17 protein-coding genes are annotated in these 24,307 nt (G+C 57.6%); 10 read left to right on the top strand and 7 right to left on the bottom strand.

Translation table 11 applies throughout. The annotated features are described in order from the left end of the window. Positions 1–407: 407 nt before the first annotated feature. Positions 408–1,316, top strand: a complete 909-nt coding sequence (locus tag AB4Y89_RS19715; protein ID WP_442302655.1) for a universal stress protein — start codon at positions 408–410, stop codon at positions 1,314–1,316. Positions 1,317–2,060: 744 nt separating this feature from the next. Here AB4Y89_RS19715 and AB4Y89_RS19720 read toward each other — a convergent pair. Continuing rightward, entirely contained in the window at positions 2,061–2,747 is a 687-nt protein-coding gene (locus tag AB4Y89_RS19720) for a Crp/Fnr family transcriptional regulator (RefSeq protein ID WP_442302656.1), read from the bottom strand. 522 nt (positions 2,748–3,269) lie between these two features. Here AB4Y89_RS19720 and AB4Y89_RS19725 point away from each other — a divergent pair. Continuing rightward, positions 3,270–4,643 carry a sigma-54-dependent transcriptional regulator gene (locus AB4Y89_RS19725; protein ID WP_442302657.1) on the top strand — a complete coding sequence of 458 codons (1,374 nt, stop codon included), beginning with the start codon at positions 3,270–3,272 and terminating at the stop codon, positions 4,641–4,643. Here the strand turns inward: AB4Y89_RS19725 and AB4Y89_RS19730 are convergent. Together AB4Y89_RS19730 and AB4Y89_RS19735 are read right to left on the bottom strand one after the other, a co-directional pair. Then, complete coding sequence (locus AB4Y89_RS19730; RefSeq protein ID WP_442302658.1) at positions 4,633–5,034, bottom strand: response regulator; 402 nt, start codon at positions 5,032–5,034, stop codon at positions 4,633–4,635. The genes AB4Y89_RS19725 and AB4Y89_RS19730 overlap by 11 nt on opposite strands. A gap of 169 nt (positions 5,035–5,203) precedes the next feature. Then, entirely contained in the window at positions 5,204–6,784 is a 1,581-nt protein-coding gene (locus tag AB4Y89_RS19735) for a PAS domain S-box protein (RefSeq protein WP_442302659.1), read from the bottom strand. Between the two features lie 123 nt (positions 6,785–6,907). On the opposite strand from AB4Y89_RS19735, the gene AB4Y89_RS19740 reads away from it, so the two are divergent. Then, positions 6,908–7,768 carry a universal stress protein gene (locus AB4Y89_RS19740; RefSeq protein WP_442302660.1) on the top strand — a complete coding sequence of 287 codons (861 nt, stop codon included), beginning with the start codon at positions 6,908–6,910 and terminating at the stop codon, positions 7,766–7,768. 56 nt (positions 7,769–7,824) lie between these two features. On the opposite strand, the gene AB4Y89_RS19745 is transcribed toward AB4Y89_RS19740, so the two are convergent. Genes AB4Y89_RS19745 through AB4Y89_RS19755 form a run of 3 tightly spaced genes read right to left on the bottom strand, consistent with a single transcriptional unit; the run spans position 7,825 to position 9,841 of the window. Continuing rightward, positions 7,825–8,301 carry a GNAT family N-acetyltransferase gene (locus AB4Y89_RS19745; protein ID WP_442302661.1) on the bottom strand — a complete coding sequence of 159 codons (477 nt, stop codon included), beginning with the start codon at positions 8,299–8,301 and terminating at the stop codon, positions 7,825–7,827. A 14-nt stretch (positions 8,302–8,315) separates the two neighbouring features. After that, positions 8,316–9,158: an AraC family ligand binding domain-containing protein gene (locus AB4Y89_RS19750; RefSeq protein ID WP_442302662.1), complete on the bottom strand. Its 843-nt coding sequence runs from the start codon at positions 9,156–9,158 to the stop codon at positions 8,316–8,318. Between the two features lie 41 nt (positions 9,159–9,199). Continuing rightward, positions 9,200–9,841: a TetR/AcrR family transcriptional regulator gene (locus tag AB4Y89_RS19755; RefSeq protein WP_442302663.1), complete on the bottom strand. Its 642-nt coding sequence runs from the start codon at positions 9,839–9,841 to the stop codon at positions 9,200–9,202. Positions 9,842–9,963: 122 nt separating this feature from the next. Here AB4Y89_RS19755 and AB4Y89_RS19760 point away from each other — a divergent pair, with 122 nt between their 5' ends. From AB4Y89_RS19760 to AB4Y89_RS19775, 4 genes are all read left to right on the top strand, one after another. Next, positions 9,964–10,743 (top strand): VOC family protein, encoded by a 780-nt coding sequence (locus tag AB4Y89_RS19760; protein WP_442302664.1) that lies wholly within the window; start codon positions 9,964–9,966, stop codon positions 10,741–10,743. A gap of 99 nt (positions 10,744–10,842) precedes the next feature. Next, positions 10,843–11,328 (top strand): VOC family protein, encoded by a 486-nt coding sequence (locus AB4Y89_RS19765; RefSeq protein WP_442302665.1) that lies wholly within the window; start codon positions 10,843–10,845, stop codon positions 11,326–11,328. Positions 11,329–11,523: 195 nt separating this feature from the next. Further along, positions 11,524–12,171, top strand: a complete 648-nt coding sequence (locus tag AB4Y89_RS19770; protein ID WP_442302666.1) for a class I SAM-dependent methyltransferase — start codon at positions 11,524–11,526, stop codon at positions 12,169–12,171. Positions 12,172–12,289: 118 nt separating this feature from the next. Next, the gene (locus AB4Y89_RS19775; protein ID WP_442302667.1) at positions 12,290–13,201 is read left to right on the top strand and encodes an NADP-dependent oxidoreductase; all 912 of its coding nucleotides are present in this window, start codon (positions 12,290–12,292) and stop codon (positions 13,199–13,201) included. A 148-nt stretch (positions 13,202–13,349) separates the two neighbouring features. On the opposite strand, the gene AB4Y89_RS19780 is transcribed toward AB4Y89_RS19775, so the two are convergent. Further along, positions 13,350–16,814: a TonB-dependent receptor domain-containing protein gene (locus AB4Y89_RS19780; RefSeq protein WP_442302668.1), complete on the bottom strand. Its 3,465-nt coding sequence runs from the start codon at positions 16,812–16,814 to the stop codon at positions 13,350–13,352. A gap of 265 nt (positions 16,815–17,079) precedes the next feature. On the opposite strand from AB4Y89_RS19780, the gene AB4Y89_RS19785 reads away from it, so the two are divergent. The 3 genes from AB4Y89_RS19785 to AB4Y89_RS19795 all read left to right on the top strand — a co-directional run bounded on the left by AB4Y89_RS19785 (position 17,080) and on the right by AB4Y89_RS19795 (position 24,269). Beyond that, positions 17,080–18,390, top strand: a complete 1,311-nt coding sequence (locus AB4Y89_RS19785) for a hypothetical protein (protein ID WP_442302669.1) — start codon at positions 17,080–17,082, stop codon at positions 18,388–18,390. A 284-nt stretch (positions 18,391–18,674) separates the two neighbouring features. Beyond that, the gene (locus AB4Y89_RS19790; RefSeq protein ID WP_442302670.1) at positions 18,675–20,378 is read left to right on the top strand and encodes a CRTAC1 family protein; all 1,704 of its coding nucleotides are present in this window, start codon (positions 18,675–18,677) and stop codon (positions 20,376–20,378) included. A 342-nt stretch (positions 20,379–20,720) separates the two neighbouring features. Further along, positions 20,721–24,269 carry a carboxypeptidase regulatory-like domain-containing protein gene (locus AB4Y89_RS19795; RefSeq protein ID WP_442302671.1) on the top strand — a complete coding sequence of 1,183 codons (3,549 nt, stop codon included), beginning with the start codon at positions 20,721–20,723 and terminating at the stop codon, positions 24,267–24,269. Positions 24,270–24,307: the final 38 nt, after the last annotated feature.

Raw genomic sequence — 24,307 nt, forward strand, 5'->3', positions numbered from 1 at the left:
TCGCCGTCGCCGCCACCGCCTACAACCTCAAACGCATCTACATCCTCCAGAAATCCCACTAAAACAGCTCCCATCCACACTCAACAATGAAATCCTCCAACAACGGCTCACTCATCCAGAGAGATGATGCCTCTCTCACACAGACTCTTTAGCCCATCTTTTATCGAACCGGTAGACCGTGGGCTGAAGCCCACGGCTCCCACCAGGTTCGAGCTTCGCTCGAATAGTTCGCTGCGAACCAAATTTACCAGGACCTCCGAATATCCCACCCATTGCGATGCAATGGGTGGGCAGCCCAGTTCGAGGTCAATTTATCGTTGCCCCCTGGTTCTGCAGCTCATAAGTGACGGGCGTCACCGCAAAATTTACCCTCATTCCACACCATAAGGGCAGGAGGTTCCTCTGCCATGGCAACTACGATCCTCGACCCAGCCCACATGGAGACGACACCCGTCTCATTCCGCCGAATACTCGTGACGACTGACTTTTCGGCACAGGCGCATATGGCCCTGGCGGATGCCGTGCGGTTGGCCATGCTGTTCGCCGGGGAGATTTTTGTGCTCCATGCATTGCCTCCCATGGATGTGCGGTATGGCGATGTCCTCGGAATGGAAGTACGGCAGGCGGCTATGGCCGCGGCCCAGACGGCGATGGCGCGGGAGGTCGAGTCGATTCCCGATTTCGCCCGCATTCCGTGTATGACGCGTGTCGAAGAAGGGTCGCTGGATCTGCAGGTCGAACAGATGGTGCGGTCGCATCATATCGATCTGGTGGTCGCAGGCTCGCGGGGAGCGCAGGGGCTGGATAAGCTGCTGTTCGGCTCCTCAGCGGAATCTCTCATTCGCCGGGCGCCATGCCCGGTGTTGATTGTGGGTCCCAACGCCAAGCGAGTCGATTCACTGCAATCGATCCTGTTCGCAGCGGATCTTGAGCTCGGTTCGTTGCGAGCCGCACAGTATGCCGCCGCTTTGGCGAAGACGATGCAGGCGACGCTTACGGTGATGCATGTGGTGAATCGTGTCGGGCCGCCTCAGCGGGAGCTACGCAAAGATTTGGAAGAACGTTTGAGGCATCTTCTGCCTCGCGATGCCGCTATGTACTTCAAGGCACACGTGCAAGTGGATCATGGCCTTCCGGCGCCGCGCATTCTTCGCGCGGCAAACCTGGGCGGCACCGAACTCATCTTAACTGGATGTCGGCATAACGGCGCCTTCGGAGATCACGCAGCCTGGCGCACATTGAGCAAGCTGATTCATGACGCGGTGTGCCCGGTTCTTGTCGTCAATGGCCGTCTGGGAGAACGCGCTCCGGCGTAAGAACTGTGACCTCCATCGAGGTCTGTGACCTCCATCGAGGTCTGTGACCTCCATCGAGGTCTGTGACCTCCATCACTGCCGCTGCCGGCAACTGCTGTAACTCTCTCATGGAGAGGAGGAGACCATGCTGAAATGCGCGATTCCGGGATGTGACGCTCAGGAGAAGTTCCTGCGGTCTGGCACGCTACAAATTGTCGATACGGCCCAAGAAGAGCGGATGACAAAAAGAATGATCTGGTTCTGCAGTGCCTGCACGCCGAAGTACGTCGTTCAGTGCTGGCGTCCTAGCGGGGAACAGGTACAGCCTCGCAATGAAATATCGGAATACGTGTTGCCGGAGAACATGCCATCACAGCAGACGCCCTGGTACTGGCAGCCGGTTCCAGCGCACAACAGAACTTCCCGGCCGCCTGCTGAAAGCCGGCACTCACGGGAAAATGTATCGAATACCGTAGAAATATCGCGGAGGATCTGGAACTCCCGCCCAACCGGCGATCGGCTACACCTTGAAAAGAGCCAGCCGGCCGCTCATGGCCACCACAAAGGCCGTTGAAAATCTAAAACATCCCGCTCGCGGGTCCTTTCTCCAGCTGAGATCGCGGCGAGCGGGATGGAGCATTTTCCCTGTAGATGTAATGTAGAGCCTCCACATCCATGGGCGTTTTCCGCAATGAAAACGCCGCCGCACGCCTCTTTCGGGATACCCAGCAACAGGGAAAACGCTCTTTTTTTGCTATCTTTCCGTCAGCATGCGCAGAGTTGCCGAAGCTGGGCAGGTTCCAGAATCGTAAGCGAAATTCCTTTGATCGCTATCAGCTTTTCTTTGCGGAAACGGCTGAGGGTACGGGTGACCGTCTCCCGTGTCGTAGCGGTCATGGAAGCCACCTCTTCATGAGTCAAAGGCATCGTGATGGTGGAAGCAGGCAAGGCCTGTCCATTCTCAGACCAGTCAAGAATAAGCCGTGCAACACGGCCTGCGGGGCTGTCAGGCAGAGCGATCCGCCGAATCTCCTGGAATGCGGCTTGATAGTGCTGGGCAAGCATACTGCTGGCAGCCATCGACGCATCGCTGAACTGTGTGAGCAGTTGCATCAGCAGCCGGGTCTGCAGAATTCTGATCTTGCAGGGTTCAACTGCCTCTGCACTCGCTTCATAAACAGTGCCATTGAGCGCTGCGCCGAGCCCGACAACGTCACCAGCGGCGGCGATGCGGAGGATTGCCGTCTTGCCTTCAGCGGAGCTCGCCGCAATCTTCACGCGGCCGGAGCAGAGGATGTAGACAGAATCGCTGGATGTTCCTTCACGAAAAAGCAAAGCTCCCCGGGGATATTCCACGGTCGTCGAATTTGCCTCCAGGAAGGCGCGCGCCTGGGAGCCGAGCTCACAGAATGGATGTTTTCCGGCATGGGGGCAGTTCTGGCAATTCAACATATCGTGCTCCTTCGTGTCAGGTTCACACTTCCTTCTGGCAACCGTGATGCCAAACACAGCTCATAGTGATTTCAAACACTTGGCTGTCCCCGCAGCCATTTGGGGCTGAGTCTTCCCACCCAGGCTGCGTCATTTGACGCAGGTGTTAGGGCGTGTCATCAAACTCCTGTCGTCAGAGCATTTTCCCTGTTGCTAGGTATCCCGGCAGTATCGTGCAGTGGCGTTTGCATTGCGGAAAACGCCCATAGATGCGGAAGCCCTACTTGACACCCACAGGAAAAATGCTCCAGCGTTGCGCCGCAACCCGAAGGGCCGGGGCAGATTTTCTTCACCCCAGCCAGCAAAGCTGACTGGGGACCCCGATTCCCGATCTCTTCGTCACTCGTCGTTCCAGTAGGCCAGCTACAGTTCACTCCTCACTCCTCGATCTCGTAAAAATCTGCTCCCGGCGCTGACTGGCACGAGTTTGATGACACGCCCTAGCCGCCATGGAATGGGGTACGATCAGCAAGAGTTACGGCCATGAGTGGTGTGATCCGGATAGTCATCATCGACGACAACATGAGCAGCCTGGAGCTGCTCAGCACCGCCCTGGAACGGGAAGGTCTGTCGATCCACACCGCCAATGATCCCAGGCAGGGACTCGAGCTCGTGCGCTCGCTTCGCCCCCGCATGGTCATTACGGATCTGGTGATGCCGGGGATGACCGGGCTGGACGTCCTGCGGCAGGTGATGCACATCGATCCGACCATTGATGTGCTGCTGATGACGGCACATTACACGACGGAAACAGCGGTAGAGGCCATTCGCAGCGGTGCAGCTGACTACCTGCAGAAGCCGGTCAAAATCGCCGATCTGCGAGAGCGTGTCCGCCGCCTTCTGGAGGCCGCGGAAAAACGTCGTCTTGCCGGCAGCGCCGGCGACAATGAGAGCGATGTCCGCTTCGAGGGACTCGTCGCAAAGAGCGAAGCCATGTGGAGCCTCTTCGCGATGGTGGAGAAGATCGCCCCACATTTCCGGTCGCTGCTTCTGCAGGGCCCGACCGGCTCCGGCAAAGATCTGGTTGCGCAGGCTCTGCATCAACGCAGTGGCGTGAAGGGCAGGTTTGTTGTGCTCAACTGCTCGGCGGTCGTTGAAACTTTATTCGAAAGCGAGTTGTTCGGTCACGTCCGCGGAGCCTTCACCGGCGCCGATCGCGACAAGGTGGGCCTCTTTCAATTGGCCGACGGCGGCACGCTCTTTCTGGATGAGATCGGCGACATGCCGCTCAACACGCAGGCTAAGTTGCTGCGCGTGATCCAGAATCAGGAGGTCATGCCGGTAGGATCGCTGACGCCGAAGCGCGTGAATGTCCGTATCATCGCCGCAACCCACCGCAACCTGCGGCAGGCGGTGCAGGAAGGCAGATTCAGAGAGGATCTCTACTATCGTTTGTCGATGGTAGAGCTTACCCTGCCGCCTCTCGCTGTGCGCAAAGAAGATATTGCTTTGTTGGCCGTCATCTTTCTCCGGAAGTTCGCGAAGGACTTCGGGAAACCGATCGAAGGTATCTCGCAGCGAGCACTCCGCATTCTGGAGCGGTACTCCTGGCCAGGGAACGTCCGTGAGCTCGAACATGTCATCGGACGGGCATGCATGCTGGCCGACAAGACGACGATTGATGTGGATGATCTGCCGGCAAGCATCATCGACGCCTGCAGTGAGGTTCTCGTCAGCGCTTCCGAGCCGGGCACATCCGTGCTTGAGAATCAGGAACGCGTTGTCATGGAGCGCGTATTGCGCGAGAGTAATTGGAACCAGTCAGAGGCGGCTCGCAAATTGGGCATCGGGCGCGACGCCCTGCGATACAAGATGAAAAAGCACGGGCTCAACCCGGGCTCCGCGATCAGCAGTTGAAATTAGCCAGCGCCTCCCGCAGAACAGCGGGGCGGATTGGTTTGGCAAGCCAACCGGTAAAACCGGCCTTCGCGAGGTCGTCGGGAGCTGATTCTCCAAGCCCCGCAGTAAGGGCAAGAATTGGCGTCCTGTAAAAATGCTGGATCCGCCGCAGCGCAGCCACCACACCGTATCCATCAATCTTCGGCATGCTGATGTCGAGAATCACGAAGCTGGGAATATGCTCAAGAGCAAGATCGATCGCCTCCTGCCCGTCACGGGCTTCGATGACTTCTACTCCTCGGCCTTCGAGGATGTATCGAAGAAGCTCTCTTGCTCCGTCAGCATCATCAGCAATTAGGCACTTCAACCGGTTCACCCCAATCGGGCCCTGACAGGCCCGAATCAACATTAAGAGTAGGATTTCCAGGAAACGGCCACAGTGACCTGAATCACAGGGCCTAGAGCATTTCTCCTGTAGGTGTAGTGTAGGGATTCCGTATCTGTGGGCGTTTTCCGCAATGAAAACGCCGCTGCACTCCCCTTCCGGGCTACCCAGCAACAGGAGAAATGCTCTAGCGTTACTGGGCCCAACGGGGCAGTGTGAAGGTAAACTCGCTTCCCGCACCTTTGGAGCTCGTAACTTCCAGGCGTCCTCCATGCATCATGACGATCTGACGGCTGATGGTCAGTCCCAGGCCGGTGCCTTCCTTCACTCCGCCCGTGGTAACACCGGCCTGGTAAAACTTGTCGAAGATCAACTCCTGCTCCTCAGGCGCGATGCCGATTCCGGTGTCATGGACTGCGACCCGCACCCAATCCTCGTCGACGGCTGCTTTGACGGTTACCGAGCCGCCGGACGGAGTGAACTTAATGGCGTTGCTCAAAAGGTTGAGGAGTACCTGGCGCACCCGCGTCAGGTCGGCGGAGGCATATAAATCGTCCTCGCTCTCGATGCGAAGAACGATGCTCTTCTCCGTTGCCTGGCCCCGCACGGACTCCACCGTCTGCTGCAGCAGGCTGGGTATGTCAATCTCTTCCGTACGAAGGGAGAGTCCGCCGGCCTCAATCCGGCTAAGATCCAGCACATCATTGATCAGAGCCAGCAGATGCTCCGAATCCCTCTGGATATGCTCTACGAACCGGAGCTGTTTCGGATTCAGGGCTCCATTACTCTCTTCTTTCAAAAGGTCAGTAAACCCAATGATCGTGTGTAGCGGAGTCCGCAGCTCGTGGCTTACGCTTGCCATGAACTCGCTCTTCAGACGATTCAGGCGCTCTGCCTCATGCTGACGCGCCACCAGTTCATTGAAGTAACCCTCCTGCAGGGTCCGCAGTTGTTGCTCGGCCTTGCGCCGTTCCGACACGTCACGGATGACGACTACGATCAGAACCTCCTGTGCGTTTCTGATCGGGCTCAGGCTGATCTCGACGGGAAACTCTGACCCATCCTTACGGCGTGCATTCAGGTCCAGCCCCTGTCCCATAGGACGGGTCCTGCCGCTTCGCACAAACCTTGCAACATTGTCAGCGTGATTGTTCTGATGCGGCATTGGCACAAGGATCTCGACCGGTTGGCCAAGCAACTGCTCGCGTGTGTAGCCAAAAAGAGTCTCGGATGTCTTGTTGGCGATCACGATATGCCCGGCCTGATTCACTTCGAGAATCGCGTCAGGCGCCTCTTCGATCATCTCCCGGAACTTACGCTCGGCAAGCACCTCCGCATGGGAGCGAGCAATCTGCTCCTCGGCCAGTCTGCGGTCGGTAATATTCCTGGCAATCTCGGCGATGCCTACGATCTTCCCGTCAGCATCCTCAACGGGGAACATGCTGAGGGAGACAAAGACCTGTGAGCCGTCTTTATGTCTCCGCGCTGTCTCGTATCCATCGATACGCTCCCCGTCCCGCACGATACCGAGCAACTCATTCATCGCCTCTGCTTCGCCGGGCCATGCAAGAAAGAGGACTGGTTTACCGATCGCCTCTTCGGCTGAGTATCCGAACATCTCTGTCGCGGCACGGTTCCAGCTGGTAAGAGTGCCATCCAGAGATTCACCCATAATCGCCGCATCGGACGAGTCGACAATCGCGGCAAGCCAGCGTTCAGGGTTTGTCCAGTTCGCGGGAGTGGGCGTATCGCCACTTTTGGGAGTCTTTTCCACGCCTTAGTGTAACGCTGGGTTTTTTGACGACGAGGCCGGAGCCGTGACTCAATTCTGTGACGGCGATCACTGAGCCAAGGCGGCAAAGCTCTGTACGCTCCTGTATACGGGAGGGACTCCGCGATGCGAAAGGTGCAGCTCGGAACAATCGTCATCCCAACGGATTTTTCGAAGGCGTCGAAGCTGGCGCTCGGATTTGCACATAGCCTGGCTCAACAGTATGGCTTTGATCTGAGTCTGATCCATTTCTTTCCTTACGTGGCGCATCACCGCTACGCAGCCCCGGCCGGCTGGATGATTTCGGATCTGCGTTCTCGAAGCAGGCGGCGGCTGATGGCGGCAAAGGCGAAGGTGCTTGCGACCGGTACCGGCATCCGCCTTTCTGTAGTCGATAGCGTTGGAGATATCCCTGGTCAGATCATCAACACCGCCGTCTCCGAGGGCGCGTCCCTCATTGTGATGGGGACGCATTCACGCGACGGAGTGGAGCGATTTCTCGTAGGGTCTACCGCGGAGGAAGTTCTGCGCCACGCCGTTCTGCCAGTGGTCGCGGTTGGGCCACACGTCAAGGACTATAGCCGCCGTAAGATCCAAACCCTGGTTTATGCCACCGATCTGAGCGCGCGCTCACTTGGCGTTCTTCGAATCCTGCCTCTCTTGATGGCCGGAGACACGCGGCTCTCAGTGGTGCATGTCAGGGAAGACCAGGCGCACGCACCGGCGTCAGTCGGTTGGGAGGTCTCCGTCCGCAACAGCCTGCTCGGTGTCCTCCCTGCCGACATCCTGGAGAGGCGAGTGGATTTCAAGACGCTGGAAGGCGATGATCCCTCCCGAGCGGTAGAGCGTCACCTGAAGCTGGTTCATGCGGACCTCCTGCTGATCGGCGTTCACAAAGGCCGCGGAATGACCACTCACATGGCTCCGCGTACAGGATTCCGCATGATTATGGCTGCTCCATGTGCGGTGCTTTCCATTTGCGAATAGGGAAAATGCTCTTTAGGACCGCGAAATCTGTTCAGGTCCCACGTTGCTATTAGCAGTCATTGACACAAGACAACAGAGGTTTCGATCTGACGTGCGGGGACGTCCCAATATTTCCGCAACAACTGATCCTTCTTGTCTGCTTCGACGACCCGAAACCCATGTTTCTCATAAAAGCGAATCGCCCAGGCAGCGTCTGCCCAGGTGCCGACGAGTAGAGGGCGCTGAGTCGACGCTTTCAAGTGATCTAACAAGAGGCCCCCGATGCCACAGCGCCGCATTCTGGTCCGAACGTACGCATGCCGAATCAGGGTGACATCCTGCGCGTCTTGCATCCCCATTACGGCTTGAAGTGCCCCGTTCTGTTCGTATCCCCAGAACGTCACTCCATTCGCGAGTTCGTCCCGGAGCTTTTCTCGCGTCATGTACGGTTCGTGCCAGCGGTCTTCGGGGATGATGCCGCGGTAGGCTTCGGCGCCATCGTTGATGACGGCCCAGATCTGGTCGAAGTCGGCTTCTTCACAGCGTCGGATCATGCCTCATCATCAGGTCATTGCCCGAATCGCGTCTTGAACGAAATTGCGTGAGACAGGTTCGGGCAAACGGCTGCCCGATAACGAGCGGGGGTGACACCTAATTGCCGCACAAAGGCACGGGTCATATGGCTCTGATCCGCGAATCCTGCTTCACAGCTCACTTGAACCAGTTCTTTTCCGCTTGCAATCAGTCTTCGCGCGAGTCGCACTCGCTGCTGAAGAATGTAGGCATGAGGTGTTGCACCCGTTGCGTACGCAAAAGCTCGAAGGAATTGAAATCGACTCGTATTGGCCAGGATCGCCATCTCCTGAAGAGAGTGCGGCAGCCCTGGTGACAAATCGATCTGTCTCTTCACCTTATCGATGCTGGGTGGAAGTACCTGCTTCCAGGAGCGCTGTGTACTGTGATGCCTGAAAGCATGAGCGACTGTATGCAGAAGACATTCTTCGCTGTGTCTTGGATCCGGGCAGCGCTCTGTGAGTGCACCGAACAGGCGTGAAAAGTGGATCGCCTGGCGCGAGTCGCGGATTCGGGGCAGCAGAACGGCGGCACTCACGTCTACGTCGCCATCAAACAGCTCGCAGATCACCTCCGGGGCAAAATAGATCATCTGCCAACGACGGCCGTTGCTGTCCAACGAACTGCCATCGTGCATCTCTCCGGGATTCACCATAATGAGGTCGCCTGCTCTGGCATCCACCCAGCCGAACCCGCTCCACGACCGATGAGCTCCTGATACGATCAGGCCGATCCCGAACTGGTCGTGCGAGTGACGTGGAAACCGCCTCGTCGAGGCGAGGCCGAACGCCTCGATTCCTGGAATCCCAGTGCGGAATGGTTGAACGGTATGCATCATCTCTCCATGTGCCGAGGCCCTACACCTACAGGGAAAATGCTCTAGCTGAGTCCCCGCTCCACCATGACGACTAGTCTCTCTCCCAGCGCCAGCACCATCTCCCGCGGCATCTTGTGCAGCGGTCCCTCAAGCGCCAGCAGCGCCAGACCGTGCACTGTCGACCACGCGAGATATTCCGCACCCTTGCGATCTTTTCTGTTGAGCAAGCCACTCTCCTGCATGCGATCCAGGGCTAGTGAGAGCAGCTGAAATGGGTTCAAGCCCAAAGACGCCGTATTCGCTGGGTCAGGAGAATGAACCGCTGGCGGTACCGAGAAAGCTGTGCGGAACATTCCCGGCTCTCTCATCGCGAACCCCAGATAGCCCATACCCACAGCGTGCAGACTCTTTCGCGCGAATGCCTGCGGATTGCGTCCGGCTTTGTGCTTCTTCATCTCGTCTTCAATTGCCGCGGCGACCCGCGACAGGCATGCTGACCGTACTGCATCCAGCAGCTCCGCCTGGCCGGCGAAATGTCTGTAAGCCGCATTCGGAGCGACTCCCGTCTGCCGGGTCGCCTCCCGCAGAATGACCGCATTGGGCCCTCCGGCGCGGGCCATCTCGAGCCCGGCAGCCACCAATGCGTTGCGCAGATCTCCGTGGCGAAAGGTTGTGCGCTTCTCAAGAGAGACGTTCTTTTTCATGGTGTATTCAAGAAGAGTGTACCGTGTAATGAGTGGAAAGTGGACAGTGTTCACTTTCCGGTGGTAGCGTATGTGGACGGTGTTTACTTTGAAGCGATAAAGCGCCGATGGAAGGGTGTGAAATGGCAGACGGTTTCATCTGGTACGAACTTGTCACGAACGATATGGGCAAGGCGGTCAACTTCTACAAGAAGGTAGTCGGGTGGGACGTCAAAGATGCCGGTATGCCTGGCTTCACGTACATGATCTTTGGCAAAGACGGCAAAGACGTCGGCGGCATGATGACCTGGGCTGGAGCCGGCGCTCCTGAGCTTCCTACGCAGTGGATGGGCCATATCCACACCACAAAGCTCGACGAAGAGCTTAAGGCTGTTACAGCCGATGGCGGCACGATTATGAAGCCGGCCCAGGAGATCCCTGGTATAGGTCGTTTTGCCGTCGTGCTTGACCCTCAGCAGGTAAAATACCTGCTCTTCGAACCAGGTAAGAAAGAGGCGCCACCTCGTCTGGATCAAATGGCAGTGGGAAACGTGGGCTGGCACGAACTGCTCACCGACGATCCGGCGAAGGCCTTCGACTACTACTCGAAGCACTACGGCTGGCAAAAAGACTATGCGCATGACATGGGACCGATGGGCACCTACCAGACCTTCCGGATCGACAAGCCCCTCTACACCGGCGGAATGATGGCTCGTAAGGGTCCGGGCATGCCCGAAGGGATTCCGCCGCACTGGCAGTATTACTTCCTGGTCGATGACATTGAAGCGGCGCAACAACGTGTGATCGACGCCGGGGGCAAGGTCCTTATGCCTCCCATGGACGTACCTGGAGGTTCACGCATCATGCAGGCTTTGGATGATCAGGATGGCCACTTTGCGTTGATGCAGGGACCAAAAGCGTAGCTGCGGCGCGAGTCATGTTGGGCGCGGCCGCTCTTCGCTCACAGCAGAGCGGCTGCAGAACCTGCGTTGAGATCTGACAACCCAAGAGGAGAAAGCAACATGTCCGAGAAGATGATCACCTGTCTGTGGTTCGACCATGGGAAAGCACGGGAAGCAGCGAAATTCTATGCCGCCACCTTTCCCGATAGCTCCGTCGGGAAAACAAGCACCTCCCCCATCGATACGCCATCCGGTCCGGAGGGACAGGAGCTCGTCGTTGAGTTCACCGTGTGCGGCCGCAAGTTCATGGGGCTGAACGGCGGCCCGAACTTTGTCCCGAACGAGGCGGTCAGCTTTGTGATTCTTACCGACGACCAGGCTGAAACGGACCGGCTGTGGAACGCCGTCGTAAGCAACGGCGGCCAGGAGAGCATGTGCGGCTGGTGTAAGGACCGTTGGGGTTTTTCATGGCAGATTACGCCACGCGCCCTGCTGGCGGCGATGGCGGACCCAGATCGCGCTGCGGCGAAGCGTGCGATGAGCGCAATGATGACGATGCGAAAGATCGACATTGCCGCAATTGAGGCCGCGCGCGCGAACCGATAGAGCATTTTTCCTGTAGGTGTGGATAGGGCTTCCGCATCTATGGGCGTTTTCCGCAATGAAAACGCCGCTGCACTCCTCTTTCGGGCTACCCAGAAACAGGGATGATGCTCTAGCAGATCATCCATCCCAGGACTTCACCCAGCTACGATGAAGTAGCGGGGTGAAGTGCTCCCCCGGCGGGTGAAGAGGGTGCGGATGACTCTACAGGAGCAGTTTGGACAGATTGATATCTATCTGTTCGACCAGATATTGCGCGGGAATATTTCGCCGGGCATGCGGGTGCTGGACGCGGGGTGCGGCGGCGGCCGGAATATCCGGTATCTGCTGCGTGAAGGGTATGAAGTGTTCGGCGTGGATATAAGCGCCGAAGCTGTGGCGGCGGTGCGGCAGATGACAAGTGAGCTGGCGCCGAAGCTGCCGGCGGAGAACTTCCAGGTGGCGGCTGTAGAGGCGATGCCGTTCGCGGATGAGTTTGCGGACGTGGTGGTGTGCAACTCAGTGCTGCACTTTGCGCAGGATGAGGCGCAACTGGAGGCGATGGTGCGAGGGCTGTGGCGGGTGCTGCGGCCGGGTGGAATGCTGTTCTGCCGGCTGGCGTCGACGATTGGAGCGGTGCAGGGGATAGCGTTCGAGGCGGTGAGAGGGCGGCGGTTCAGGATGTCGCATGGGGTGGAGTGGCTGCTGGTAGATGAAGCGCTGTTGATGGAACTAACGCGCGGTCTGGATGGGGAGCTGGTGGATCCACTGAAGACGACCGTGGTGCAGCGGCAGCGATGCATGACGACGTGGGTGGTGAAGAAGAATGATCTGAGTTCCCGTAGAAAATCGCAGGCGCCTTCTTGATTTGTTCCAGAATTGGAATTCTGTTTTCCAGTATCTGTTGACTCGTCTCCTCATGGCAAAGAATCTCTTCTATCGAGGCGACCGCGATTCTGGCGCCGCCATTCGAAGGGAGATGTATATGAAGGCACTGCGCATCAACGACTATGGGGCAGCTCTGCACCTGGATGAAGTACCTGTCCCAACTGCCGGCCCCGGACAAGTGTTGGTAGAGAATCACTTCACCAGCATGAATGGGGTAGATCCCGGGCGCGGTCTCGGCTTCTTGCGCCAGGTCTTTCCATTGCAGTTTCCATGGACGCCGGGTGGCGATGTTGCAGGCCGGGTGGCTGCGATCGGTGAAGGCGTCACAAGCTTCAAAGTGGGCGATGAGGTGTTTGGCTATACAAGGGAGGCTGGTGCGTACGCCGAGTTTGTGGTCGTCACGGCTACCAGTCTGGCCCACAGACCGGCAGCCATTCCCGCCGAGGAAGCAGCCGGAATCGCGGTGGTCGGCCAAACCGCGATGCAGATGCTGGAACTCTCGAAGGTCAAGGCGGGACAAACGTTGCTGATCCTGGGGGCATCGGGTGGAGTGGGATCGCTGGCGGTACAACTGGCGCGAAACGCCGGCGTTCATGTCCTCGCCACAGCCCGCCAAAGCAAGGCCGCTGCTCTTCAACAACTGGGAGCGGAGCGCGTCATCGACCTTGCACAGCAGCGGTTGGAAGAGACCCAGCAGGTTGACGCTGTCCTCAATCTGATAGGAGGAGACACTGTCGAGCCTTCCTACGCACTTGTGAAGCCCGGTGGCGTCGCAGTGACGGCGAATCGACCGCCGATCGCAGAGGAGGCGGCACGTCTTGGAATTGAAGCCGCATTCGTTGAGACTCACGTGACGACCGAAGGGCTAAATACCTTCGCAAAGCTGGTCATCGGCGGGAAGGTCAAGCCGCAGATCGCTGCCATCGAGACGCTCTGGTCGCCGGCCACGCTGTGGGAGAAGCGCGAACTTGATGGAATTGGCAAGGTCGTCTTCTCGATCCGGGCATGACGGCTTAGGAACATCAGGCCAGAGACTGAAGAGTCTCTGGCCTGATGCATGCCCGAAGGACTTTCATCGCAGTTGGAATAGTGCCCGCAGAAGAAAGCCGGGCTGCATAAGAACAGCCCGGCTGGAGGCAGCATGAGGCACTGCAACGTTAGAAGTTAAGTTTGAGAGCGAACTGGTACAGCCGGGGTGTGTAGTTCGAGTCGGTTGCGGTCACTGTGCCAAAGGCGGAGTTTCCCATCTTCACGTTGCCGCTGCCCTGGCCGATGATCCAGCTCGGTGTGTTGGAGATGTTGAAGGCTTCGGCACGGAACTGTACCTTCGCGCGCTCCGTCAGGAAGAAGTCCTTGAACAGTGACAGATCCACGTGCCGGAAGTTCGGACCGGACAGTGAGTTTCGTTGTGCCGTACCGATGGTGCCGAGTGTCTGGGGTGCGAATGCTGCCGTATTGAACCAGTGCTGGAAGCTCCGCTCAACGGCATGCGGATCACCGACCTGGTTCGGACGATCGCCTCCACCATTGTTGATGGGCGTAGCGCGATTGCCATAGCCGCCGGCGGCACTGTCATTCAGAATGGAGAACGGTTTGCCCGTCTGCCAGATGGTGATGGTATTCATCTGCCATCCGCCCAGCGTTAACCGCTCCAACGAGTTACTGAAGGTGTGGCCGGCCGCGAACTGATAGTTCAACGAGAGAGCAAAACGGTTCTGAATGTTGTTCTCCGCGATGCCGTAGTCGATCTGCCGGATGCGTGTCGGATCGGCGTTGTAGGCTCCCTGTGCGCCTTCCTGGCTGAAGCCGGTTACATCGCTCAGGCCCTTTGCCCAGGTGTAATTTGCGTCGAAGGCCAGTCCTTTCACAAAGCGCCGCTGGAAGCTGGTCTGCAATGCGTTGTAGTTGGAAATACCTTCGCTTACCAGCCAGTTGACGCCTGCGAGGTTTGGCAGGACGCCGCTGAGTGGGCGCGCGCTGGAGGCTCCACCGCTGACGCTGTTGGCTGGTCTCGGCACGTTGATGTCGTTGATGGTCTGCGGCAGATGTTGAGCGACGTTGCCCACATAGCCGATGGTCAGTACATTGGAGCTGAACTGCTGCTGCACCTGCAGGTTGAACTGCTGAATCATCGCCGACCGGAAGTTTGGAGACTCGGCGACGAAGCTCAAACCGGTGCTGTTGATCGTCTGTGGCTGCGGCAGCGGCAGGCCCTGGCTGAAGCTGGTGTTGGCGCCCGAGATGGTGGCACAGTCCGGGTTGCTGGCGCTTGCCGGAGCTCCATTTCGTGTCGTCTGGATCTGGAAGGCGACGCTCGAGATGCAGTTGGGGGAATAGACCGAGACGAATGGCGCATTCTTCAGGTCGGCGTTGGAGGTGTAGTTGCCGGGGAAGAAGCTCAGGCCATAGCCGCCACGCAGTACTGTCTGGGGCGCCAGTGACCAGGAGAAACCAACTCGTGGAGCCAGGTTGCTGTAGTCGGTGCTGATGCCGGCATGTCCGTCCACACCGTTTTGGTTTGCGACCTTCAGCGCCTGCCCGATGTTGCTGCTGTTCAGCGACAGCGCCTGATTGAAATCGAAGTTCGAGATGCTGCCATGCGCTTCCGTGAATGGCGTAAACACGTCATAGCGCACGCCGTACAGCAAGGTTAGTTTTGGGGTCAGCTTCCAGGAGTCCTGCACGAAGAAGTTTGGCTCGTAGGTCCGATAGTCCGGTGTGTTCAGGTTGTAATTGCGGCTTGATGAAGAAAACGCGCCCACGAGAGAGCTCGCCAGGTTGTTGTCCTGCCGCTGCTTCGCGGAGGCTGTCGCGTTGCAGGCTCCGGTTGCGGTGTTGTATCCGGTGCCGGGAACGCAGTTGTCTGTGTTCAGGCCAAAGCCGTACTGGCCGGCAGGAAAGGCGCTTTGCAGGTTGCGTGCCTGTCTGCGGATAAAGCTAGCACCGAACTTGACGTTGTGATTTCCCTTGTTCCAGTTGACGTTCGCGGCATATTGGAAGGTGTTGTCGATGTCCTGCAGCGGCACGTATGCGCCATCGCCGATGTCGCTGAATGGACCAAAGCTGATCGGTGTCAGTACACTCGCATTCTGCGTAAAGTTCATGTTTGAGCCGAAGCCCACCGTGGTATCCGCATTCTTGCCGTAGTTCAGTGGCAGTGACAGGTTGTTGATGCGCGTGAAGCCGGCCTTTAGATCGATGAGTAGATTCTGCGTGAAGATGTGGGTGTAGTCGAAGGCGTATTGCTGCGCTCCGTTCTTCGCCGGGCCGGCAAAGATGTAACGGCCTCCAGAAATCTCAAGACCATTCACGACGCCGAGCGCCGGCGGAATTGTCGAATCGACATGGTTGTAGGTGTAGCGGCCGTAGAACAGGTTGCCCGCGTTAAAACGGTGGTCGATACGAACGTCGAAGACCTGGCTGTACTGCGTCTTGCTCGGGCTGATGACGTAGTTATTCGTCAGGCTGGAGTTGGTCGGGGCGGGGAAGAGCTTCAGGTAGTTCAGTGCGATGGGATTGATAGAAAGACCCGCGGTGCCGTTGCCTGCCGCCACCAGCGCCTGCGGTGATCCCCCGCCGATGCTGTTGATATTGTTGTACTCATCCAGCGTCGGCACGTTGCTCTGGTAGGTCACGCCTGTCACCTGGCGGAAGCCCTCGTAGTCGCCGAAGAAGAAGGTGCGATCCCTCCAGATCGGCCCTCCAATGGAGCCGCCGAACTGGTTCTGCCGCAGTTCGGGCTTACTGCCCGAGGTTTGCAGCACCTGCCGTGCGTCGAAGATATCGTTGCGGAAGTACTCGTACGCGCTTCCATGGAACTGGTTCGAGCCGCTACGGGTCACGATGTTCACAACACCGCCGGCGGTGCGTCCAGCCTCGGGAGCGTAGCTGTTCGTCTGAACGCTGATCTCCTGGATGCCTTCGACATTGGGGCGAACGCCGCTGGTGCCGATGATGCGTTCGTTGTTATCGAAGCCGTCAATGATGAAGTTGTTAAGGGTGTCGTCCTGTCCGTTGACCGAGAAAGAGCTTGACTGCCGGCGATCGTCCGGACGTCCTCCGCTGGTCAGACCGTTTCCTGGTCCCTCATTCGCTCCGGGAACAATCTGGATAAGCTGGACATAGTTGCGGCCATTCAAGGGCAGATCCTGCACGCTCTGCGCTGTCACCGTTGAACTGACAGTGGCGCTCTCGCTCTGCAGCAGAGGCGTCTGCGCTTCGATGTTTACTGTCTCATTGACGTCGCCCAGTTGCAGGTGCGCGTCGTTGCGGGCGCGGTCTCCGGCTTCAACGGCAAGGTCCGGAGTGTTGAAAGCCTTGAAGCCTTGTACGGTGACCTTGATACTGTAGTGTCCCGGCTGCAGAAGAGGGAAGGTATAGTTGCCGCTCTCGTCCGTGGTCACAACGCGGGTGACGTTGGTGGCAATGTTCCTCAGCTCCACACGTGCGTTCGCCACCACAGCGCCGGTTGGTTCCGTGACCGTTCCCAGAATATCCGCCGTAGTCAATTGAGCATGCATCGGCACGGCGCCGAGCAGGAACAGGATCACAACTGCTGCGAGCTTCAGGGTTCGCAGTACCCATAGATGGCCTACCTCAAGAAAATGCACTGTCTGCTTCATGGTCGTTCCCTCTGTTGTTTGTGTGTTTTTTTGGAGGATTTTCGTGCCAGCGAAACTTCGGGGCCCGGCACAGGTGTACTTCTACGACCAGCGGAGTCTAGGTGCCGCATGTCATCCCATGTCAGGTCTAACGGGTATACACGGGGTACGCCCTGTCTTTGCTTGCACATGCAAAGAGGTAAGAAGGAGGTAAAGACAGGTAAAGACCCAGTTGCGAAAGCTGGTTATAACGGCCTATTCTTCAGTAACCATTGGGGAAGGCCAAATGCTGCCGAGCACTCCTGAGTCGCAAACGCTCGTACCGTTCTCATCGGAAGATAAAGAAAAGATCCGAGCGCAGATGGAGCGTCTGCTCCATTCCACTCACTTCCGCAACAGCAAGCGATACCCTACGCTGCTGCGCTATATGGTGGAGGAAACGCTCGAAGGACGAGGGGCGCATCTAAAGGAGCGAACCCTCGGTGTCGAGGTCTTTGGCCGCCCGGCAGACTACGATACTGCATCCGATCCTGTGGTCCGCGTGACTGTCGCGGAGATTCGTAAACGCATCGCGCAGTACTACCATGAATCGTCTCACTCCTCGGAGCTCCGCATTGAGCTCAACATCGGCTCCTATGTCCCCGAGTTCTTTCCGGCGCGCGATGCCAAGCCAATTCCGATCCACGATAGGTCTCCCGCTGAGGCGCCAACCCCTGCGAACGACGTGGCAGATGAAAGCGCACCTGTCTCCCCTCCAGTGAAGAAGTCGCGCTTCTCGCGCCGTTTGATCTGGACCGTTATCCCAGTGCTTCTTCTTGTGATTGGCATCGCTTCTGGATTTCTCTGGCGGAGCTATACGCCGACGCCGATGGATCGGTTATGGTCTCCATTCTTGGCTGCACCCGGACCTATTACGTTCTGCCTGCCAATCTCGGCGAAAAAACGCTGGCCGGGTAATGCCGCTACGACACCGGAGGCCATCGCGCACGCGTTGGACCTGGAAGACACTAAGCTGCTCTCTTCCGGAACCTTCTTTGACCATGAAACTTTAGGAGAGAATGTCGTCTACTCCGACGTTCTCGCCATGATGAGGCTGGAGTCTGTCGTAGGACATCAGAATCGGCCGGTTCGCGTTCGCCTGAATCTCGGCACCAACCTCAATGAGCTCCGCGAAGGGCCAACGGTCTTTCTTGGTGGTCTCGACAATCAGTGGACACTCAAGTTGATTGAACCGCTGCGATACCAGTTCGGTGGAAGCGACGTGGACTCTTTTTATATCCGCGACAGCAAAGATCCGGGGAATCGCCAGTGGAGCCTGCATCTGCAGGATAAGATGACCACGGTTAACCGCGATTACGCCATCATCGCCCGCATTCACAGCCAGGTACTCGGGCAGGTGATCGTGATTGTCGCCGGCATCGGTATGAGCGGGACAGCCGCCGCAGGCGAGTTCTTATCGAATCCGAATCAGGTTGCCGAGCTTGAACGCCGCATCGGCACAGGCAACAGCGATCGTGACTTTGAAGCAGTGCTGACGACCGACGTGGATAACGGCATCGCAGGGCCCGCCCGCATCGTAGCCGTGGACGTCCGTTAGGCTGACCATACACTGGGTGCTCCATGTCCGGGGTCCCCAGCCAGCCTTTGCTGGCTGGGGCGGTGTCCGTCGGGGACATGTGCCCGGTTTTCCTGTCCCAGGCCACCTGGCCTGGGAAAACGTACCCCGTCTACTCGTAGAAATCGGAGTCCTGCTACGATAACTCCGCAGATTCAACCTCAGAGCCATGACTCTGCTTGAGACCGGAAGCTTTCCGCCTCAACGAAAAAATCTCTATCGATAAGGGCCGATCGTCTATGCGGGTGCTTCCGCCGAATTTCGCCGTGTTTGGACTGCTTCTCTTGCTGAGCCATGGAACGAAGAATCTTGCAGGACAAGCTCCTGGAGCAGGCTCCAAAACGAAAGCTTCCGCGGAACATGCAAACTTTATCGACGCCAGTGACCGGCTCAAGCCCGGTTTTCAGGCGCGTGCTTACCACTCGTCTCACAAGTACATTCTGGAGACGATAGGCTCCGGTGTCGCAGCCTTTGATTACGACAACGATGGCCGTCTCGATATCTTTTTCGCGAACGGTGCGTCCGTGCCGAACCCGGCACCGAAGGGGACCATACCGCGAAAGAAAGGCCCAGAAGACTGGAATCGTCTGTATCACCAGAAAAGCGATGGCAGCTTTGAAGACGTGACCGAGCACGCCGGGCTGAAAGGTGTCGGTTATGGCATGGGGGTTGCCGTCGGAGACTTCGACAATGATGGTTTTGAAGATCTCTATGTGACGGCGTACGGGGGCAATCGCCTGTACCGCAACAATGGCGATGGCACCTTTACGGATGTGACAGAGAAGTCCGGCACGGGCGGCGCGGCCGCTCAAGGTGATATCTGGTATACCGCAGCAGCGTGGGTCGATCTCGACAACGATGGCAAACTTGACCTGATCGTGCTGCGGTATGTGCATTGGGACTTTGAAGATGTCTGGTGTGGAGAGCATCGCGAGGGCTATCGCGCCTATTGCCATCCCGATATCTTCCCGGCGATTCGTCCATTGGTCTATCGCAACAACGGGGATGGGACGTTTACAGAGAAGGCCGTTGCCTTCGGCCTCGACAAGCCGGCGAAAGGTCTGGGGATTGCTCTCGCGGACTTCAATCGTGACGGCAAGGTCGACCTGGCGATCGCGAACGACTCCATGTTTGAGTTCCTCTACCGGAATGACGGGGACAAGTTCAGCGAGATCGGTCTTACCGCGGAGATCGCGGTAGACAGTGAAGGGAAGACGTACGCCGGCATGGGGATCGACTTCGAAGACTATGACAACGACGGTCTTCCTGACCTGGTCATCACGAACCTCGCCATGCAGAAGTATGCGCTCTACCGCAACAACGGCGATGGTTCCTTCAACTACGACACCTACAGCTCCGGCATCGCGAAGATGACGCTCCTGCGCTCCGGCTGGGGTATTCGCTTCTTGGATTACGACAACGATGGCCGCAAAGATCTGATTGTGGCGCAGGGGCATGACCTGGACAATGTGGAGCTGAACTTCCCGCAGCTTCATTACCGTGAGCCGATGCTGCTTGCCCGCAATGTTGGCGAAGGAAAGTTCGTTGATGTTTCGTCCGAAGCCGGAGCAGTCTTTCGCGAACCGTGGGTGGGAAGGGGACTGGCGCTCGGCGACTTCGACAATGATGGCCGTCTCGATGCGGTGGTCTCGACCAACGATGGGCCGGCGCATCTCATCTTGAATCGGACTGAATCAAGCAATCACTGGTTGACGCTGCTACTCGTTGGACATACTTCGAATCGCGATGCGATCGGCGCTAACGTACACGTGATATATCACGGCCAATCGCAGTATGCCACGGTATCAACTGCGGGCTCGTATCTCTCCAGCAGCGACAAGCGGGTTCATTTTGGATTGGGTGGAAGTACGGAAGCAGACATAGAGGTCCAGTGGCCGAGCGGCATCCGGCAACATCTGCAGCATGTGAGTGTGGATCAGATGCTTCGTATCGAAGAGCCCGCGAAATAGAGCATTTTCCCTGTTGCTGGGTATCCCGGAAAGGGGCGTGAAGCGGCGTTTTCATTGCGGAAAACGCCCATAGACGCGGATGCCCTACTCTGCACCTACAGGAAAATGCTCCAGCTCGCTTTTTCGTTTGTGTTGTTAAGCGCACCATTTTTGCTGAGACGTCTCTCTCTAACTTCGATCCCTGAACTAATTCGAGCGACTGAATCGTCTCATAAAAGATTTCTTGACATAGCTTTAGCGGCGCGGATAACGTTTTCTCGCTATTAGATGAATCCGGATTCAAACACTCTATGAATCCGGATTCAAAAAAGCAGCAGCATTTCCATTCGAGGGGCAAAACGCATGAACGCACGCGCAGTTAACCAACTCTGCACGCGGCGAGGTATGGCATGGGCACTATCCATGCTTCTCGCAATTGTTTCTCTGGCAACTCATCCTCTGTACGCACAGGTCGACCAGGGTGCCATCACTGGCACCGTCTCGGATCCTTCCGGCGCTGCAGTCCCGAATGCGACGGTGACTGTAACGAACGTGGATACGGGATTCGTCCTGACGGACAGAACGGACTCCAGAGGAACCTACACCTTCTCCCCCGTGAAGATCGGCAAATACACCGTGAAAGTTACGGCGTCCGGTTTTTCCACCAAGCAACAGGAAAATATTCAGCTCCACGTCGCCGAACGCGCGACTGTGGACATCGCACTTCAGGTCGGAGCGGAAGAGACGGTCGTTGTAACGACGGAAGCGCCTCTGCTGCAGACCGGTGACGGTTCGACGGGACAGGTTATTGAAGCGCAGACCATCGTCGACACACCGCTGAACGGACGTAACTACGTCTTCATCGCGCAGCTCGCAGCCGGCATTGCTCCCGGTAATGGATCGCGCGGTTCAGGTAAAGGCGACTTCTCGGCCAACGGTATGCGGTCAGAGCAGAACAACTTCCTTCTGGACGGCGTCGATAACAACGTCAACGTGGTGGACTTCTTCAACGGAGCTTCGTACAGCGTGAAGCCCCCACCGGAGGCACTGGCTGAGTTCAAGGTGCAGACCGGCGCCTACAGCGCGGAATACGGCCACTCGGCCGGCGCGGTCGTTAACGTATCGGTGAAGTCCGGTACCAACAGCATTCACGGTTCGGCCTGGGAATATATCCGTAACGATGCCTTCGATATCCATGAGTGGTCGTCGTTTGGCAATCGTGTAGTCCCCAAGTACCGTCAGAATCAGTTCGGCGGCACACTGGGCTTCCCGATTATCAAAGACAAGCTCTTCCTCTTCGGTGATGTGGAAGCGAATCGCATCATCTTCGGCGAGAGCAGCAACGCCTCCGTGCCCACGACGCTGATGCGCCAGGGCAACTTCTCAGAGCTTCTGGACACCAACAAGACCGGAAATAGTAACCCCGTACAGTTGGTGCAGCCGAACTCGGGCAACATCGCCACGCCGATGAGCTGCAATGGCCAGAACAATGTCCTCTGCGCAAGCCAGATCAATGCCACTGCGCTAAAGATCCTGAACATGTATCCGGTCGCGAACCAGAGCATCAACGGCAGGATCAGTAATAACTACTTCAGCAACCGGAACGCGATCGATAACACGACGCAGTTCGATATCCGCGCTGATTACAACGCCACCCAGAAGGACCAGGCGTTCGTTCGCGCCAGCTACTCCGATACTCCTGGAACCCGTGCTCCGATTCTCGGGCCAGTTCTGGATGGCGGCGGCTTCGGCGACACCGGCAACATTGTCAACTTCTCAGAAGCTCTGGCAGCAAGCTGGACGCACGTCTTCAACTCGAGCTTCGTCAACGAAGCGCGCTTCGGCTACAACTACGGTCACTTCGGGTTCACGCAGCCGAACGCGACGAACTCGAACCTGGCGGCCAGCATCGGACTTGGCGGTATTCCAGGAGGCACCACCAACGGCGGTCTGCCTAACGTTTCTGTAACTGGTATCAACGGATTTGGCACACCGACCTGGACGCCAACCGACGAGCACCAGAACGTCTACCAGATCCTGGACAACGTCACCAAGATTGTCGGCAACCACAGCTTCCGTACCGGCATTAACTTCCAACGCATTCGTTTCTCCACGCTTCAGCCCATCGAACCGCGGGGAACCTATAACTACAGCGGTAAGTTCACCGCGGGAGCGGGTTCGCCCACAACCGGCGGAATCGCATACACGGGCTCCGGCGTTGCGGACTTCCTTACCAACAACATGGACACGGCAGCGCTCACCAACATCGCCACCACGGATGATGTTCGGTGGATTCGTGCGGCGTACTTCCAGGATGACTGGAAGATCTCGCAGCGGCTTACTCTGAACCTCGGTCTCCGCTACGAGTATGCGCAGCCCTACATGGAACGCCATGATAACCAGGCGGCTTTTGTCGTGAGCACGATCGGACCCAGCACAGGAACGGGTACCTATTACATTCCGAGCTCCAAGCGGAATGTATCGCTGGCAAGCAGCTTCACGAACACGATGGCGGCCAACCGTATCAACATTGCTTACTCAGACAACCGCTTCCTGATTCAACCGCAGAAGACCAACTTCGCACCCCGCTTCGGCATCGCCTACAAAGCGACAGACAAGCTGGTGCTGAGAGCTGGATACGGTCTCTTCTACGGCGGTCTCGAGAGCGCGGGATACTATCCCAACCTCGGCCTGAACTATCCGTTCATGTTCGAGTCTGGATATAACTCCACTACGCTGTATGGATCCTGCAGCACGACAAGCTGCCGTAACAACGGCATTACGTTAGAGAACGGCTTCTCCGCCGCGATCGCTGCAGGTTTGCAGAATTCGGTTTCTAACCCCAGCCTGCGCGGATCGGATGCTCAGGTGAAGACGCCGTACAGCCAGCAGTACAACCTCTCAACCGAATACGCGATCTCTCCCTCGCTCTCTGCGGGACTGGCGTATGTGGGCTCCAACTCACGTCACCTGATTGTCTTTCCGGATAAGAACGGATCGACAGCCCTTCTCGCATCGGGCCAGGATACAACCAAGTACAAACCATTCCCTGGAATCAACGGTACAGCCTACAGTTCGTACGCTGGAGGCTCCAGCTACAACTCGCTGCAGGCAAAACTCGATCAGCACATGCATAACGGGCTTAGCTTCCTGGCGAGCTATACCTGGTCGCATTCCCTCGATAATGCGCCGACACCATTGGGTAGCACAGGTGATGCCGGTTTCCGTAATCCGAACCTGATCGGCCTGGGGCCTGACTGGAGCAACTCACCCTTCGACGTGCGGCAACGCGTTGCGCTCAACGGCTCATATGCCTTCCCGTACGGCGTCGGCAAGAAGTATGGCAATCATCATGGTGCGATGGACATTATCCTTGGGGGATGGACGAACAGTTTGACGTTCATCGCGCAGACCGGTAATCCATTCAGCATGAACACCAATGTGAGCACCCAGGCCGGTGGAAACGCGCATCCGGTGGCCATCCGCGATCCGTTCGCTGCCGGTGGTTCGCCCGATTCGCGCCGCACCGATACCGTAAGTTGCGCGGCCCAGACCCGGACACCCAAACACTGGTATAACCCGTGCTCCTTCGTCAATCCACCCGCGGTTGCTTCTGGTTCTGTCATCACCGGATCAGCGGCGTTGCCGTATCTTGGTTCGCCACGTAACTCGGTCCGAGGCCCGGGCTACCAGCGCGTCAACGGTTCGCTCTTCAAGACCTTCAACATCTGGCGGGAGTCGACGACGCTCCAGCTTCGTGCTGACTACTTCAACCTGCTGAACACGCCCGCCTACGGCAACCCCGATGCCAACATCGGATCCGGTGGCGGACAAATTACCTCAGCCCGTAGCTTGGGTCAGTTCACCCCAGACTCGCGGTTCTGGCAGTTCGCGGGCAAGATCAACTTCTAACCTGCGGTTTCATACAATGATGTGCAGCCGGACCATGA

Source organism: Terriglobus sp. 2YAB30_2 (assembly GCF_052114765.1).
Lineage (GTDB): Bacteria > Acidobacteriota > Terriglobia > Terriglobales > Acidobacteriaceae > Terriglobus.